Below are 15,482 nucleotides of genomic sequence, written 5' to 3' on the forward strand. Positions count from 1 at the left end.
GCGGCGGCGCGCTATGATCTGGGGATCAGCTTAGTGAAGGCGTGGCCGGGCAGACATGATGAATCCCCTCGATAATTTGATCATTCATCCGGAAATGCAGTTGGAGGGGCTGGCCAAAGGCGATCTGTTGTCGCAGGTGCTGGCTCAGATTCGTCTGACGGGGGATCGGGTGTATTCCTCTGCGCTGGCCGACCAGCAGCCGCTCGAGCTGGATGAAAACAGCGCGCATATCTGTGTGCTCCAGCAAGGCCGGTTACAACTGGAGGGCGGCGGCCACGCGCCGATGACGCTGCAACAGGGCGATGTGCTGTTGCTGCCTCACGACCCCACGGGCATCACGCTGACGGCGTGCAATGGGCCGGCCAGTGTGGTGGTGTGTCGGTTCTGGTTCGACGCGAGCAGTTTCCAGGCGATGCTGTTTGCCCTGCCCCGGCTTATTCATATTCGGCAAACCGAAGCTGCCGCCTGGGCCGAAGGCATCCTGCATTTCATGTTGCTTGAGGCCCATGACACTCAGCCGGGCGGGGCGTTGATGATTTCACGCCTGATTGATTTGGTGGTGATCCGCATCCTGCGCACTTGGGTGCAGCAAGGGGCTGCGTCGGGATGGTTGGGCGGGTTGTCGGATGCGCGTATCGCGCGGGCGCTAAGGGCTATTCATGCAGCGCCGGGGCAGCAGTGGCGCATTGATGCGCTGGCGGAGGTGGCCGGCATGTCGCGTTCCAATTTCTGCGAGCGGTTCAGCGCGTTGGTGGGGCGCTCACCGTTGCGGTATCAGAATGAATGGCGGCTGACTTTGGCCAAAAGCATGCTCGCCAAGCAGGAAGGTCGTATCGGCGAGGTGGGTTTTGCGATTGGCTATGAGTCCGAGGCCGCGTTCAGCCGTGCGTATAAAGCTTTTTTCGGGCGCTCGCCACGGGACGATAACGCCCGGCCAGGTTAGGCCGGGCGTTGTGGTGCATCAGTGCCCGGCGCTTTGCCCGCCGTCCACATGCAGGATCTCGCCGGTAACAAACCCTGCGCTCTCCAGGTAGGTGATCGCCTGGGCGATATCACTCACTTCGCCCATGCGCCCCACCGGGTGCAGTTGCCCCAATGCTGCGTGGGAATCTTCGCCATGCATCGGCGTCTTGATGATGCCCGGGCTTACCGCGTTTACCCGAATGCCGCGTTTGGCGTATTCAATCGCCAGGGATTTGGTCGCGGCATTCAGCCCGCCTTTGGTGAGGCTGGCAAGTACCGAAGGCACGCCGTCGATGGCGTGGTCGACCAGGCTGGTGGTGACATTGACGACGTGGCCGGCGCCGTGTTTTTCCATCTCGGCGATGGCCAGTTGGGTGATGTAGAAAAAGCCGTTGAGGTTCACCGCCAGCACGTTGGCGTAATCGTCCTGGGTGTAGGCGGTGAAAGGTTTGGCGATGAAGATGCCGGCGTTGTTGATCAGGCTGTCGACGCGTCCGAAGGTGGCCAGGGTTTCGCGGATGACGCGCTGGGCGGTGGCCGGGTCGGCGATGTCGCCGGGCACGGTGAGGATGTTCGGGTCGGTGGACGGCTGGATCGAACGCGAGGTGGCAACCACGCGGTAATCGAGGGCGCGGTAGGCTTGGACCACGGCGGCGCCGATGCCCTGGGAGGCGCCGGTGATGATCACGACTTTGCTCATTTTGTTTCTCCGGTAAGGGCTTGGGATGTGCGGTATTCGGTGGTGGTGATGCCGGCGTAGCCCCAGTTATCGGTGTCGATTTCTTCGATGACGATGTGGGTCAGGTCCGGGCGCTTGTTGAGCACGCGTTCGAGGGTTTCGGTGAACTCGGCGATGACCTGGGCTTTTTGCTCAGGGGTCACGCCGTCACGGGTGATGCGCAGGCTGACGAAGGGCATGGTGGTGACTCTAGTGGTCGGCCATCGGGGTGATGGGCGGGCAGTGGGGTCAATTTAGGCGTGCGCTGAGGCGAGATAAATGGGGGTTTGAGTACTACATTAGTGATGTGGTGTAACAAGTTCTCACGGTACATCTACGCGATTGGACGCCACTCGCTGCCGTCCGCAAAACTGATAAAAAACCACCCTTGATCGTTGACGGCGGGACGCGGAGCGTCCCCAGAGGCGTTCCCACGCAGAGCGTGGGAACGATCACCGGCGCTGATCCAAAGGCATAAAAAAACCCCGAACCAGTCGGGGTTTTTTATCGCCTGGCATCAGGCGCGACGTGCGATCAATTAGAAAACGTTGATCGGGTAGTCGGCGAACAGACGGATTTCGTTACCGCCTACGTTGTAGTTGCTGGCGTTGCTGGAGACGCGCAACCACGACGCACGAGCGCGCAGGCTCAGGTCTTTGGCTGGGCCGCTTTGAACGACATATTTGAACTGGTTGAAGATTTCACGCTCGGTGCCACTGCCACGGTTGGAACCGTCGTCAATGTTGGTGCCGCGCACGTATGCGATGTTGTAGGTCAGGCCAGGCACGCCGAAGGCGCTGAAGTCCAGGCCGTAGCCTGCTTGCCAGGAGCGCTCGTCCTTGCCGTTGAAGTCGGACCAGTAGGAGTTGGCCAGCAGGATGGTATTGCCGCCGTCGCCGATACCGCCAGCGTTGCGGTAGCCGCCGTACAGGTAGCCGGTGTCGCCGGTGCTGCGCTGGTGAGCGAGGGTGAAGCTGTGCGGGCCAACAGCCCAGGTAGCGCCCAGGCTCCAGATTTTGTTGTCGCGGGCGTCCGCATCACCTTGGTTTTCCAGGGCGAAGCTGCGGTCCAGCTTGGTTTTGTAGCCGTTGAAGTCAAAGGTCAACGATTGCTTCTCTGGCAGGGCCAGCACGTAGTTGACGTTGACGTATTGCTTCTTCAGCACGTCCTGCATGTTGGAGGCGTACAACGCGGCCGACAGGCTCTCGGTGAATTTGTAGCTACCACCGATGTAGTCGATGCTTTTCAGCGCGCCACTGTCGGAACCTTCGGCGCTCTTGCGAGCTTCCTTGGTGAAGTGACCAGCGTCCAGTTGCAGGCCGGCGATCTCTTTGGAAACGATCGACGTACCGGTGTAGGTTTCCGACAACAGACGGGAGTTGTCGTACTGCAACACAGGCACAGCCGGCATCTGGTCACCGTACTTGAGTACAGTGTTAGAGACACGGAACTTGACGGCAGCGCCGCCCTTGGCCAGGTCGTTGGCTGCTTCGCCGCTGTCGCCTTGCTTGAAGAAGTCGATACCGCCAGCGCCGCTGCGACCCTTACCGCCGTCCAGGCGAATGGCGTATTGGCCGATCACGTCCACACCCACACCGACGGTGCCTTGGGTGAAGCCGGATTCGAACTTGCCGATGAAGCCCTGGCCCCATTCGGCTTTGTCTTGCTTGCCGTTTTTGTAGTCACGGCTGATATAGGCGTTACGTGCTGCGATGTTCAGGTGGCTGTCGTCCACGAAACCCTTGGATTGCTCCTGGTCGTTAGCCATTGCTGTCGATGCGCTCAAAATCCCCAGAGCGATCAGACTCATCCGTTGCTTCAACATTTCTTATATTCCTTATTACTGGTTGAGTACGCGCTGTGACACCAGGCTCCGTGTCGCTTTCTGGTGTCGACGTTATCCAGAAAAAAGAAGGCCCGCGGACGACTGAACTGCCGCGGGCCTTTTTTTATTGGATGAGTCATGGCGGTGAGCCACAGGCGTTGGGCGCAATCCTATGCGCGGGTTGAACTATGTGTCAATTTCGTGAATCGTCTGTATTTAGGCGAAATAATTCTAAGCGGTGCATTCCAAGGCCTTCGCTCTAGCCTGAAAAATCGTCTGATTCGTCAAGAAAACACATTATGTAACATTTTAGCCGAGGGTATGTTTGGGAGCCTGCGGGCTACAGACACCTACAACTTATAAGTTTCAGGCGGTCAATGTGGGAGCTGGCTTGCCTGCGAAAGCGGTATACCTGCTGGAGAGTCGCTGGCTGACAGAATGCCATCGCAGGCAAGCCAGCCCCCACAATGGATCTCAGTGGGCTTCAGTTTTTCAGATCGTTCCCACGCTTTGCGTGGGAATGCCTCCTGTGACGCTCTGCGTCACGACCTCAGAGGCGGGACGCAGAGCGTCCTGGGCCTGCGTTCCCACGCAGAGCGTGGGAACGATCATCACCTGTGGGAGCTGGTGGGCTTCAGTTTTTCAGCAGTTCACACAGCGCCTGCAACTCATCCTCACTGAACAACCCCGCCGGGTAGCGTTCACTCATCACGCTGCGCACGTCAGGCTGTTGCTGCCTCACCTGACGCGAGCCGTTTGCCTTCAACCAAAGCGCCAGCGCATGGATCGCATCACCGCTAACCCGCGTCGGGTGGAACGGGCGCGTGTAGATCAGGTTGATATCGGCATTCATTCCAGCGCTCTCTCCTACTGCGTGAGCGGCTAACTTACTCAAGGTTTGTGACAGAACTGTGCAGTCATCACCTTGGGCCACTGTGGCAACACCGATACAAGAGCTATGCCAATGTCCCGTGTTTATAGGCATTCGGGCACAAAAAAGCCCGCAACCTAGCCAGGCTGCGGGCTTGCTGTAAGCGCTTTAAACGGGTAGCGCTCGTCGTTCACTCAAACGCTGTTACAACCGCACTCAATTTTTGTGCGGTGCCGGCTGTTGTTGGGTCAGGCAATGGATATTGCCGCCGCCCAGTAACAGTTCACGGCCCGGCACCATCACCACTTCGTGCTGCGGGAACAGGTTCTGCAGGATCTCTTTGGCCTGGCTGTCCAGCGGGTCGTCGAAGCTCGGCGCGATGATGCCGCCGTTGACGATCAGGAAGTTCACGTAGGAACCGGCCAAACGCACAGTCGGATTACGTTCCTGGGAGCCGTCGACCGGGTCGACACCGGCGCATTCCTCTTCGGTCGCGTACAACGGGCCTGGGATCGGCATTTTATGCACTGTGAACGGGCGGCCTTTAGCGTCTGTGCTGCTTTGCAGCACGGCCATGGCGGCGTGGCAGCGCGCAAAGTTAGGGTCTTGCGGGTCATCGGTCCAGGCCAGCAACACTTCGCCGGGGCGCACGTAGCAGCAGAAGTTATCCACATGGCCGTCGGTTTCGTCGTTGAACAATCCATCGGGCAACCAGATGACTTTATCCACCGCCAAATGGTCACGCAGCACCGCTTCGATGGCGGCGCGGTCCAGATGCGGGTTGCGATTGCGGTTCAACAGGCACTCTTCGGTGGTGATCACGGTGCCTTCGCCGTCGACATGAATCGAACCGCCTTCCAGCACGAAGCCTTCGGTGCGGTAGCGCGGCACGCGCTCGAGCTCGAGGATCTTGCCGCCCACCTGCGAATCGCGGTTCCACGGCGCATACAGGCCGCCGTCAAAGCCGCCCCAGGCGTTGAAATCCCAGTTCACGCCGCGCACTTCGCCACTGTTATTAATCACAAAGGTCGGGCCGGTGTCGCGCACCCAGGCGTCGTCGTTGGACATTTCGACCACGCGGATATTGGGCACATCCAGGCGCGCACGGGCGTTCTCGTACTGGCCGGCAGACACCGCGACGGTCACCGGCTCAAAGCGTGCAATGGCCTTGGCCACCGCCACGTGAGCGGCCTGCGCCGGCTTGCCGCCCAGGCGCCAGTTGTCCGGGCGCTCGGGCCAGATCATCCAGGTTTGGGTTTGCGGCGCCCATTCGGCAGGCATGTAGAAGCCATCGGCGCGAGGTGTGCTGTGCAGGGTGGTCATGGCGTTCAAGACTCCGAATGGGGTGAAGGCCGACTTTATAACGGATAAAAATCGGCTTTAAAAGTGATAAAAGATCATGAATGACAAATATGACAGCCGCTAGTCGATAACAATCGACAACCTACAGTTGCTCATTGAGCACCTTCGAAAAAGAAATCCACGCTGCGTTTAGACGTCACCACCGGCGGCTTGATTCTGAGAATGTTGAGGTAGTCACCGGTCGGCAGCATGGAAACCCAACTCGCGCAGGCGATCAAGGCAACCCTTCTTCAACCGAGTATGCTTGCGCCGCCCCGTTGCGCAACTCAAGCTATGCTCTGGCTTATATGTCTGTCCTGGAAAAAAGGCTCTCTGAATGCGCATTCTCATCACCGGCGGCGCCGGCTTCATCGGTTCTGCCCTGGTTCGACACCTGATTCAAAATACCGAGCACGAAGTGCTCAACCTGGACAAACTCACCTACGCCGGCAACCTGGAGTCACTCACCAGCATCGCCGCCAACAGCCGCTATGAGTTCGTGCAGGCCGATATCATCGACCAGGCCGCCGTCAGCGCCGTGCTGGCGCGCTTTGAGCCGCAGGCCATCATGCACCTGGCCGCCGAGTCGCACGTCGACCGCTCCATTGATGGCCCCTCGGACTTTATCCAGACCAACATCGTCGGCACCTACAGCCTGCTGGAAGCCACCCGCGCCTATTGGCAGACCCTGGAGGAACCGGCCAAGAGCGCGTTCCGTTTCCACCATATTTCCACCGACGAAGTGTACGGCGACCTCCACGGCGTGGACGACTTGTTCACCGAAACCACGCCTTACGCACCCAGCTCGCCGTATTCGGCCAGTAAAGCTGCCTCCGACCACCTGGTGCGCGCCTGGCAGCGCACCTATGGCCTGCCGGTGCTGCTGACCAACTGCTCGAACAACTACGGGCCGTTCCACTTCCCCGAGAAGTTGATTCCGCTGGTGATCCTCAACGCCCTCGCCGGCAAGCCACTGCCGGTCTACGGCGACGGGTTGCAAGTGCGCGACTGGCTGTTCGTCGAAGACCATGCCCGCGCCTTGTTGAAAGTGGTCACCGAAGGCGTGGTCGGCGAGACCTACAACATCGGCGGTCACAACGAGCAAAAGAACATCGACGTGGTACGCGGCATCTGCGGCCTGCTCGAAGAACTGGCGCCACAGCGCCCGGCCGGTGTGGAGAAATTCACCGACCTGATCACCTTCGTCAAAGACCGCCCGGGCCACGACCAGCGCTACGCGATCGACGCGAGCAAGATCGAACACGAGCTGGGCTGGGTCCCGGAAGAAACCTTTGAAACCGGCCTGCGCAAAACCGTGCAGTGGTACCTCGATAACCTGGACTGGTGCCGCAGGGTCCAGGATGGCAGCTATCAAGGCGAGCGCCTGGGCAATACCGACCCAAAAGACCTGATCGCATAAGGTTTTGATCACACGACCCGTTCACCCGGCGAGGGAAACCAATGAATGTAATCGCGACCAAGCTGCCCGACGTATTGATCCTTGAGCCGAAGGTATTTGGCGATGAGCGTGGCTTTTTTTATGAGAGTTTCAACGCCAAGGCGTTTGCCCAAGCCACTGGCCTGCAGCTGGAGTTTGTGCAGGACAACCACTCTCGCTCGCAAAAGGGCGTGCTGCGCGGCTTGCACTACCAGATAGAAAACACCCAGGGCAAACTCGTACGGGTGACCGCCGGTGAGGTTTTGGACGTGGCGGTGGATATTCGCCGCAGTTCGCCCACTTTCGGCCAGTGGACCAGCGTGCGCCTGTCCGCTGAAAACAACCGCCAACTGTGGGTTCCAGAGGGGTTTGCCCATGGGTTTGTAGTGCTCAGCGACTACGCCGAGTTCCTCTACAAGACCACTGACTACTACACGCCTTCGGCTGAGCGTTGTATTCGCTGGGACGACCCGGCACTCAAGATTGACTGGCAGTTTGAGGGCACACCAACCTTGTCCGCCAAGGATCAGATCGGCAAGGCCCTGGCAGACGCCGATCTGTTTGCATGACCGGCGAGTGCCTTGCACGCCGGCCCTAGGCATAATGCGCCTGTCCCCACAGGCGCATGACTCCCATGACTCCACCCCTCCCGCGTAGACCTCGCTGGCGCAGCCTCGCCTTACTGGCGTTGTGCCTGGCACCGCTGCTGTGGCCGCTGGAGCATCTGGCCGAGCGCTATTACCGCAGCGAACTGGCCGGGCAGAACCGCCAAACCCTCGACCTGTATGTCGCCAACCTGCTCGGCACCCTGCACCGCTATGAAGTGCTGCCGCAGATCCTCGGTGACTTGCCGGCCCTGCGCACCGCGCTGGATGCGCCCCAGGTCAGCGCCAACCTGACCAACGCCAACCTGCTGCTCGAGGACGTCGCCGCCCAGGCCGGGGTGGAAGTGATGTACCTGATGGACACCACCGGCAAGACCCTCGCCGCCTCCAACTGGGACAAGCAGGACAGTTTTGTCGACCGCAATTTCTCGTTCCGGCCCTATTTCAGCGAAGCCATGGCCGGGCGTCTGGGGCGGTTTTTCGGCCTGGGCACCACCTCGGCCAAACGCGGCTACTTCTTCGCCGCCGCCGTGCGCGACGGCGCCAAAATAATCGGCGTGCTGGTGGTCAAGGTCGACCTGGACCACACCGAAAGCCTGTGGGGCAAAACCCCTGAGCAACTGCTGGTGACCGACCACAACGGCGTGGTCATCCTCACCTCGCGCCCGCAATGGCGCTTCCGGGCGACCCGGCCGCTCACGGAAGAAGAGCACCAGGCAATCATCGCCATCCAGCCCTACCCAACCCGCGACCCGCAGCCGCTGGCGCTGAGCACCACGGCGTGGCTGCGCCAATCCACGGCCATCGCCGAAACCGGCTGGACCGTGGAAATCCTTGCACCGCGCTCGCTGATCAATCGCCCGGTGCGCACCGTGGTGGCCGTGGGCGGCGCGACGCTGCTGGTGCTGATGTTGCTGCTGGGTCTGATGATGCAGCGCCGTCGCCATTACCTGGAGCGCATCGCCTTCGAAGCCAAGGCCCGCCGCGAGTTGGAAGCGCGTGTGATCGAACGCACCAGCGACCTCGAAGGCCTTAACCGCCGCCTCAAACAGGAAGTGCTGGAGCGTGAACACGCCCAGCAGGAACTGGTGCGCGCCCAGGATGACCTGGTGCAGGCCGGTAAGCTGTCGGCGCTGGGCACCATGTCGGCGAGTATCAGCCACGAACTCAACCAGCCGCTGGCGGCGATCCGCAGCTACGCGGAAAACGCCGAGATCCTGCTCGACCACGAACGCACCAACGACGCCCGTGGCAACCTCAAGCTGATCAGCGAACTGACCGGGCGCATGGCCTCGATCATCGCACACCTGCGCGCCTTCGCCCGCCGCGACCGCCACGCCCCGGAAAGCGTGGCCCTGCAACCGGCGCTCGACGATGCCCTGGCGTTACTGGCCAAACGGCGGCGCTCGATGGAAGTCGAATTGATCCGCGATTTACCCGAGGCGACCTTGTGGGTGCAAGCCGGCGAAACCCGCCTGCGCCAGGTGCTCGGCAACCTGCTGGCCAACGCCCTCGACGCCCTCACCGAAAAAGGCCCGCCGCGCAAATTGTGGCTGAGTGCCCAAACCACCGAACAGGGCGTCAACCTGTACATTCGCGACAACGGCCCAGGTTTTTGCATGGAAGCCCTGGGCCGCGCCAGCGAGCCGTTCTACACCACCAAGACCCGCACCCAGGGCTTGGGGCTGGGCCTGGCGATCTGTGAGACGTTGATGCGTGCCTTTGGCGGCGAATTGCTGTTCGCCAACCACAAGGAAGGCGGCGCACTGTTAACCCTGAAATTGCGTGCCGGCTCGCCGGGCGTGAGTCTGCAACCGTCCGAGGACCGCAGTGTATGAGTATCGATAACCAGATCCAGGTGGTGTTGATCGACGACGATCCACACTTGCGTCAGGCCCTGTGCCAGACCCTGGACCTGGCCGGGCTGAAAGTCCTGACCCTGGGCGAAGCCACCGGCCTCACGGCGCGCCTGTCTCGCGATTGGCCGGGCGTGGTGGTCAGCGATATCCGCATGCCCGGCATGGACGGCCTGGAGCTGCTGGCCGAACTGCACGGCCAGGACCCGGACCTGCCGGTGCTGCTGATAACCGGCCACGGCGATGTGCCGCTGGCGGTGCAAGCCATGCGCGCCGGGGCCTATGACTTCCTCGAAAAACCCTTCGCCAGCGATGCCCTGCTCGACAGCGTGCGCCGCGCACTGGCCCTGCGCCGCCTGGTGCTGGACAACCGCAGCCTGCGCCTGGCCCTCAGTGATCGCCAGCAACTGAGCACGCGCCTGGTCGGGCATTCGCCGCAGATGCTGCGCCTGCGTGAACAGATCGGCGCCCTGGCGGCGACCCGCGCCGACGTGTTGATCCTCGGTGAAACCGGCGCCGGCAAAGAGGTGGTGGCCCGCGCCCTGCACGACCTGTCGAGCCGCCGCAGCGGGCCGTTTGTGGCGATCAACGCCGGCGCCCTGGCGGAATCGGTGGTGGAGAGTGAGCTGTTCGGCCACGAGCCCGGCGCCTTTACCGGCGCGCAGAAACGCCGCATCGGCAAGTTCGAGTTCGCCAATGGCGGCACGTTGTTCCTCGATGAAATCGAAAGCATGAGCCTGGACGTGCAGGTCAAACTGCTGCGTTTGTTGCAGGAGCGTGTGGTCGAGCGTTTGGGTGGCAATCAGCTGATCCCGCTGGATATCCGCATCATCGCCGCCACCAAGGAAGACCTGCGCCAGGCCGCCGACCAGGGACGCTTCAGGGCCGACTTGTATTACCGTCTCAACGTGGCGCCGCTGCGCATTCCGCCGCTGCGCGAGCGCGGTGAAGATGCACTGATGTTGTTCCAGCATTTTGCCGACGAAGCCAGCAGCCGCCACGGCCTGCCGTTGCACGAACTGCAACCGGGCCAACGTGCCCTGCTGTTACGCCACAGCTGGCCGGGCAATGTGCGTGAACTGCAAAATGCAGCCGAGCGCTTTGCCCTGGGGCTGGAGCTGGCACTCGATGCCACGGCAGACAACCCCGCCACGGGCGTGCTGACGTCAACCTCTGGCGGTTTGAGCGATCAGGTCGAGCAGTTCGAAAAAAGCCTGATCGCCGCCGAGCTGACCCGCCCCCACAGCTCGGTGCGCAGCCTCGCCGAAGCCCTGGGCATCCCGCGCAAAACCCTGCACGACAAACTGCGCAAGCACGGCCTGAACTTCGCCGACAGCGCCAGCCACAGCGCCGACGACGAATGACCCGCCAAGAGACCGCCATGAACCGCGACAGCCGCTACCTGGAATCGATCCTTCACCACGACATTCCCCTCACCCGGGAAATGGGCCTCAAGGTGCTCGACTGGCAACACAGCCAACTGCAGTTGCACCTGCCCTTGCAGGCCAATATCAACCACAAGAGCACCATGTTCGGCGGCAGCCTCTATTGCGGCGCCGTATTGGCGGGTTGGGGTTGGCTGCACCTGAAACTGCGTGAAGAAGGTGTTGAAGACGGGCATATCGTGATTCAGGAAGGGCAGATCAGTTATCCGCTGCCGGTGACTCAGGATGCGATCGCCATTTGCGCGGCGCCGGAAGACAAGGTGTGGAAGCGCTTTGTGGCGACGTACCAGCGCCATGGCCGAGCGCGGTTGGCGCTGGAGACGTGGATTGTGAATGAGGGCAGTGAGGAACGAGCGGTAGCCTTCACTGGCCAGTACGTCCTGCACCGCTAACTGCCTGCACAACACAAAACCAAATGTGGGAGCGGGCTTGCTCGCGAAAGCGGAGTGCCAGTCACTGTATATGTGTCTGATACACCGTATTCGCGAGCAAGCCCGCTCCCACATTTTGATTTGCTGTGGTTTTAAGATCTGGCCAAAGTCAGTAACCTTTCGCGCCACGCTGCCTTGGCCGGCAACGCCAAAAAGAACGGGTTTAACAACGAAGCCCGCGCCGGATAGCTGAACGGCGCGCCACTCAACTCCAACACTTCACCACCCGCTCCTTCCAGCACACCCTGGGCTGCGGCAGTGTCCCACTGCGACGTCGGCGCCAGGCGCGGGTAGCAATCGGCACTGCCTTCGGCCAGCAGGCAGAATTTCAGCGAGCTGCCGATATTCGCCAGCTTCAGCTCACCCAAGCCTTCGCTCAAGCCACTGAGCAGGCGTTCCTGCTCCGGGCTGCTATGGCGGCGGCTGGCGACCACGGTAAACGCCTCGCCTGCAGCCGGGGTCTGGCGTACCTGGATCTGCTTGGGCGCCTCACTCACATCCGAGCGCCACGCGCCGAGGCCCGCGCCACCGAAGTAGCAACGGCCACTGGTGGGCATCGACACCACGCCAAACACCACGCGGCCTTGCTCGATCAACGCAATGTTGACGGTAAATTCTTCGCTGCCGGAAATAAATTCCTTGGTGCCGTCCAGCGGGTCCACCAACCACCAGCGCTGCCAGCCGGCGCGCACGTTCTGGTCGATATCGGCGTCTTCCTCGGACAGCACCGGGATGCTCGGGTCCAGGGCGGTAAGGCCCGCCAGGATCAGGTGGTGAGCCGCCAGGTCGGCCGCCGTCACCGGCGAATCATCCGCCTTGGAGGTGACCGCCACGTCCGCACGCCAATACGGCAGGATGACTTCCCCCGCCTGGCGCGCCAGCTCGATCACAGGGGCAATAAACGGATGGCCTAAAAACAGTTCGCTCATGCGACAAAAGCTCCACGCTGGGTCAACAGGTCTCGTACCAAATACAGGGCCGCCAATGCACGGCCTTCACTGAACTGCTCGTTTTGCGCCAGCATCGACAGCTCGCGCAGGTTGACGCGCTCCACGCGCATCGGTTCAGGTTCATCGCCTTCCAGGCGTTCTTCATACAGCTCGGTGGCCAGTACCACCTGAATCTTCTGGCTCATATAACCAGGCGACAAGGACAGCTCGGTAATGTGCTCCAACTGGCGCGCGCCATAACCGGCCTCCTCCTTGAGCTCGCGGTTGGCCGCCGCCAGTACGTCCTCGCCAGGTTCGATCAAACCCTTGGGCAACGACAATTCATATTCGTCGGTGCCGCCGCAGTACTCTTCCACCAGCAACGCGTGGTCGGCATCGATCATCGCCACGATCATCACCGCGCCGTAACCGGCACCGCGGCCTACCAGGCGCTCGTAGGTCCGTTCAACGCCATTGGAAAAGCGCAATTGCACTTCCTCCACGCGGAACAAACGGCTACTGGCGACTATTTCGCGGGCGAGGACGGTGGGTTTCTGGCGCATAAGCGGCTCCTTGGCGTGATCGGGTTACTATACCGTGGCTTTTCCGATTGTCTGTGTCGGATATCTTTACTTACATGAGAACGCCCCATGCCCTCTTTGCCCTGGCACGCCATCGACACCGTCCTGCTGGACATGGACGGCACCTTGCTCGACCTGCACTTCGACAACCACTTCTGGATGGAGCACCTGCCCCAGCGCTATGCAGAATTGCACGGCGTGAGCCGGGCCATGGCCGACATGGAGTTGCAACCGCTGTTCGAGCGTAACGCCGGACAGTTGCAATGGTATTGCCTGGATTTCTGGAGTGCCGAGCTGAACATTCCGGTGCGCGAACTCAAACTGGAAACCGCGCACCTGATCGCCCTGCGCCCGGACGCGGACACCTTTCTGGCGGCGATCAAACAGGCCGGCAAGCGTGTGATTTTGATCACCAACGCCCATCGTGATTCGCTGTCATTGAAGTTGGAACGCATTGAACTGGCGCCGTATTTCGAACGATTGATCAGTTCCCACGACTACGGTTTCGCCAAGGAAAACCCGCAATTCTGGGATGCCTTGCAAGCCGACATCCAGTTCGACCCGGCCCGCAGCCTGTTTATCGATGACACCTTGCCGATCCTGCGCAGTGCACGCGAGTTTGGCGTGGGGCATTTGCTGGCGGTCAAAGAGCCGGACAGCAAGAAGGGGCCAAAGGACACAGGGGAGTTTGCGGCAGTCGATGATTACAGAGATCTCATTGCAGGGCTCTGATGTAAATGTGGGAGGCCCCGCCACCTCTTCGATGTAGCGCTGTCGCGCATCAAACTGGTTCATCGTAAGGTTGAAGAACGCGGGCGGGGCAAAGGCCGTAACCAGCACTGGTGAAATGTGGGAGGCCCCGCCACCTCTTCGATGTAGCGCTGTCGCGCATCAAACTGGTTCATCGTAAGGTTGAAGAACGCGGGCGGGGCAAAGGCCGTAACCAGCACTGGTGTGACAGCACCCGAGTGGGAGAGTGGCCTGCACGGTATCGGCGTGGAGTCATTGTCGGCACAGCTAGCTGTGACCACGTATAAGAGAGTGAATCCGCTCGCCACCGTGTACCCCGCCCGCGTCATTCAATCCTGCGAGGAATTGTCATGACGCGCAAGAACCAAAAACGTTTTGAAGTTATCCACCCTGACTGTGGCGCCGTTGATGTTGGCGGCGGTGAGCATTTGGCCGCTGTTGATCCAACGAAATGCGATGACCCGGTTAAAAGGTTTTCAACCTTCACCGACGATTTGCACGCCATGGCCGATTGGTTTGAGTCCATGGGCGTCAAGATGGTGGCGATGGAGGCGACCGGCGTTTATTGGATCCCGCTTTTCGAAATATTGGATAGACGAGGCTTTGAGGTCTATCTCGTTAACTCCCGCGCGACTCGGCAAATCACCGGGCGAAAGTCCGATGTACTGGATTGCCAGTGGATTCTTCAGCTCATGACGCACGGCCTGTTGAGAGGCGCTTTTCGGCCCTCGGACGAAGTGTGCTCACTGCGCTCACTGGTCCGTCAGCGTGGCAATAAGGTTCGTGACCAAGCCAAAGCGCTTAATCGGATGCAAAAGGCGCTGGTCCAAATGAACATCCAGCTGGGTCAGGTCATCAGCAACATTGCCGGGGTGACGGGCATGAGCATTTTGCGAGCAATCGTTAAAGGCGAACGGGACCCCGAAGTACTCGCCATGCTCAGAGACAAGCGTGTCAAAGCCGACCAGGCTACTGTCGCCCGCAGCTTACGAGGTAATTGGCGAGCCGAGCATTTGCATGCTCTGGGTCAGGAGTTGGCAGCTTATGATTTTCTGGAAAAACAGATTGGCGAGTGCGATCAAGCCATTGCACACGCACTGGAACGACTTCCAGTTCTTCAGGCGGATGTTGTCCCGCCCAGCAAAACACTGCGCAACCCGCATCGCTCGAATGAGCAGCAACTGATTTTGCATCGCGCGCTGAACAAGGTCATGGGGGTGGATTTAACCGCAATCCCGACCATCGGAATCGACACGGCTTTGGTTTTGGCCAGTGAATTGGGGGCGGATTTATCACGCTTTCCGACTTCGCAGCACTTCTGTTCGTGGTTAGGCCTTGCACCGCCGACGAGAATTTCGGGAGGAAAACCCCTTCCTGGAAAGACGGTGAAAGTGATTAATCGAGCTGCGCAAGCGCTGAAGCAAGCTGCCTCTATTGCACGCAACGATAAAAGTTTTATCGGTGCCAGTCACCGAGCGCGCCTGACCCGGATGGACACCTGTTGTGCCATCAAGGCGACAGCTCATCAACTGGCACGGCTGATCTACGCGATGCTGACCAAAGGTCAGCCTTATGTTGAGAAAGGAATGGAGGAATTTGAGGAACGTAGCCGAGACCGACAACTGCGCGCCCTGGAACGCAAGGCGCGAAAGTTGGGGTTGCAGCTGATTGAAGCGGCTTGATTTTTAATAGCAAAAACAATGAGTTATTTTTTGTTTGATAAGAGCTG

The 15,482-nt window shown here is 60.3% G+C and carries 15 protein-coding genes; 8 read left to right on the forward strand and 7 right to left on the reverse strand.

What is annotated here, in order from left to right; translation table 11 throughout:
* Nucleotides 1–58: 58 nt before the first annotated feature.
* Complete coding sequence (locus ASE80_RS21435; RefSeq protein WP_236708860.1) at nt 59–943, forward strand: AraC family transcriptional regulator; 885 nt, start codon at nt 59–61, stop codon at nt 941–943.
* A gap of 18 nt (nt 944–961) precedes the next feature.
* On the opposite strand, the gene ASE80_RS21440 is transcribed toward ASE80_RS21435, so the two are convergent.
* From ASE80_RS21440 to aguA, 5 genes are all read right to left on the reverse strand, one after another.
* Nucleotides 962–1,663, reverse strand: coding sequence for an SDR family NAD(P)-dependent oxidoreductase (locus ASE80_RS21440; RefSeq protein WP_056860695.1), 702 nt, complete (start codon nt 1,661–1,663; stop codon nt 962–964).
* Nucleotides 1,660–1,881, reverse strand: coding sequence for a tautomerase family protein (locus ASE80_RS21445; RefSeq protein ID WP_056860696.1), 222 nt, complete (start codon nt 1,879–1,881; stop codon nt 1,660–1,662). Before ASE80_RS21445 ends, ASE80_RS21440 begins: the two co-directional genes overlap by 4 nt.
* A 338-nt stretch (nt 1,882–2,219) precedes the next feature.
* Complete coding sequence (locus tag ASE80_RS21450; RefSeq protein WP_056860697.1) at nt 2,220–3,506, reverse strand: OprD family porin; 1,287 nt, start codon at nt 3,504–3,506, stop codon at nt 2,220–2,222.
* A 634-nt stretch (nt 3,507–4,140) separates the two neighbouring features.
* Complete coding sequence (locus ASE80_RS21455; protein ID WP_056860698.1) at nt 4,141–4,359, reverse strand: hypothetical protein; 219 nt, start codon at nt 4,357–4,359, stop codon at nt 4,141–4,143.
* A 234-nt stretch (nt 4,360–4,593) separates the two neighbouring features.
* On the reverse strand, nt 4,594–5,700 hold the full coding sequence (gene aguA, locus ASE80_RS21460) for an agmatine deiminase (RefSeq protein WP_056860699.1): 1,107 nt from the start codon (nt 5,698–5,700) through the stop codon (nt 4,594–4,596).
* Nucleotides 5,701–6,055: 355 nt separating this feature from the next.
* Between aguA and rfbB the strand changes: the two genes are divergently transcribed.
* From rfbB to ASE80_RS21485, 5 genes are all read left to right on the forward strand, one after another.
* Nucleotides 6,056–7,138, forward strand: a complete 1,083-nt coding sequence (rfbB, locus tag ASE80_RS21465) for a dTDP-glucose 4,6-dehydratase (RefSeq protein WP_056860700.1) — start codon at nt 6,056–6,058, stop codon at nt 7,136–7,138.
* Nucleotides 7,139–7,179: 41 nt separating this feature from the next.
* Nucleotides 7,180–7,725 carry a dTDP-4-dehydrorhamnose 3,5-epimerase gene (gene rfbC, locus ASE80_RS21470; protein WP_056860701.1) on the forward strand — a complete coding sequence of 182 codons (546 nt, stop codon included), beginning with the start codon at nt 7,180–7,182 and terminating at the stop codon, nt 7,723–7,725.
* Nucleotides 7,726–7,790: 65 nt separating this feature from the next.
* On the forward strand, nt 7,791–9,599 hold the full coding sequence (locus ASE80_RS21475; protein WP_056860702.1) for a sensor histidine kinase: 1,809 nt from the start codon (nt 7,791–7,793) through the stop codon (nt 9,597–9,599).
* Nucleotides 9,596–10,981, forward strand: a complete 1,386-nt coding sequence (locus ASE80_RS21480; RefSeq protein WP_056860703.1) for a sigma-54-dependent transcriptional regulator — start codon at nt 9,596–9,598, stop codon at nt 10,979–10,981. Before ASE80_RS21475 ends, ASE80_RS21480 begins: the two co-directional genes overlap by 4 nt.
* Nucleotides 10,982–10,998: 17 nt before the next feature.
* On the forward strand, nt 10,999–11,454 hold the full coding sequence (locus tag ASE80_RS21485; RefSeq protein WP_056860704.1) for a thioesterase domain-containing protein: 456 nt from the start codon (nt 10,999–11,001) through the stop codon (nt 11,452–11,454).
* 131 nt (nt 11,455–11,585) lie between these two features.
* Here the strand turns inward: ASE80_RS21485 and cysQ are convergent, their stop codons facing one another.
* Together cysQ and nudE are read right to left on the reverse strand one after the other, a co-directional pair.
* Entirely contained in the window at nt 11,586–12,422 is an 837-nt protein-coding gene (gene cysQ, locus ASE80_RS21490) for a 3'(2'),5'-bisphosphate nucleotidase CysQ (protein ID WP_056860705.1), read from the reverse strand.
* On the reverse strand, nt 12,419–12,985 hold the full coding sequence (nudE, locus tag ASE80_RS21495; RefSeq protein WP_017135384.1) for an ADP compounds hydrolase NudE: 567 nt from the start codon (nt 12,983–12,985) through the stop codon (nt 12,419–12,421). The genes cysQ and nudE overlap by 4 nt, the downstream gene beginning before the upstream one ends.
* A gap of 87 nt (nt 12,986–13,072) precedes the next feature.
* On the opposite strand from nudE, the gene yrfG reads away from it, so the two are divergent.
* Nucleotides 13,073–13,735 (forward strand): GMP/IMP nucleotidase, encoded by a 663-nt coding sequence (gene yrfG / locus ASE80_RS21500; protein ID WP_056860706.1) that lies wholly within the window; start codon nt 13,073–13,075, stop codon nt 13,733–13,735.
* A 368-nt stretch (nt 13,736–14,103) separates the two neighbouring features.
* A complete protein-coding gene (locus tag ASE80_RS21505; protein WP_056860707.1) occupies nt 14,104–15,435 on the forward strand; it encodes an IS110 family transposase in 1,332 nt (443 codons plus the stop codon).
* Nucleotides 15,436–15,482: the final 47 nt, after the last annotated feature.

This window comes from Pseudomonas sp. Leaf15 (assembly GCF_001421425.1).
GTDB lineage: Bacteria > Pseudomonadota > Gammaproteobacteria > Pseudomonadales > Pseudomonadaceae > Aquipseudomonas > Aquipseudomonas salomonii.

Coding starts and splice junctions, on each gene's coding strand:
- ASE80_RS21435 (WP_236708860.1), top strand. CDS start 59: ATGAATCCCCTCGATAATTTGATCATTCATCCGGAAATGCAGTTGGAG.
- ASE80_RS21440 (WP_056860695.1), bottom strand. CDS start 1,663: ATGAGCAAAGTCGTGATCATCACCGGCGCCTCCCAGGGCATCGGCGCC.
- ASE80_RS21445 (WP_056860696.1), bottom strand. CDS start 1,881: ATGCCCTTCGTCAGCCTGCGCATCACCCGTGACGGCGTGACCCCTGAG.
- ASE80_RS21450 (WP_056860697.1), bottom strand. CDS start 3,506: ATGTTGAAGCAACGGATGAGTCTGATCGCTCTGGGGATTTTGAGCGCA.
- ASE80_RS21455 (WP_056860698.1), bottom strand. CDS start 4,359: ATGAATGCCGATATCAACCTGATCTACACGCGCCCGTTCCACCCGACG.
- aguA (WP_056860699.1), bottom strand. CDS start 5,700: ATGACCACCCTGCACAGCACACCTCGCGCCGATGGCTTCTACATGCCT.
- rfbB (WP_056860700.1), top strand. CDS start 6,056: ATGCGCATTCTCATCACCGGCGGCGCCGGCTTCATCGGTTCTGCCCTG.
- rfbC (WP_056860701.1), top strand. CDS start 7,180: ATGAATGTAATCGCGACCAAGCTGCCCGACGTATTGATCCTTGAGCCG.
- ASE80_RS21475 (WP_056860702.1), top strand. CDS start 7,791: ATGACTCCACCCCTCCCGCGTAGACCTCGCTGGCGCAGCCTCGCCTTA.
- ASE80_RS21480 (WP_056860703.1), top strand. CDS start 9,596: ATGAGTATCGATAACCAGATCCAGGTGGTGTTGATCGACGACGATCCA.
- ASE80_RS21485 (WP_056860704.1), top strand. CDS start 10,999: ATGAACCGCGACAGCCGCTACCTGGAATCGATCCTTCACCACGACATT.
- cysQ (WP_056860705.1), bottom strand. CDS start 12,422: ATGAGCGAACTGTTTTTAGGCCATCCGTTTATTGCCCCTGTGATCGAG.
- nudE (WP_017135384.1), bottom strand. CDS start 12,985: ATGCGCCAGAAACCCACCGTCCTCGCCCGCGAAATAGTCGCCAGTAGC.
- yrfG (WP_056860706.1), top strand. CDS start 13,073: ATGCCCTCTTTGCCCTGGCACGCCATCGACACCGTCCTGCTGGACATG.
- ASE80_RS21505 (WP_056860707.1), top strand. CDS start 14,104: ATGACGCGCAAGAACCAAAAACGTTTTGAAGTTATCCACCCTGACTGT.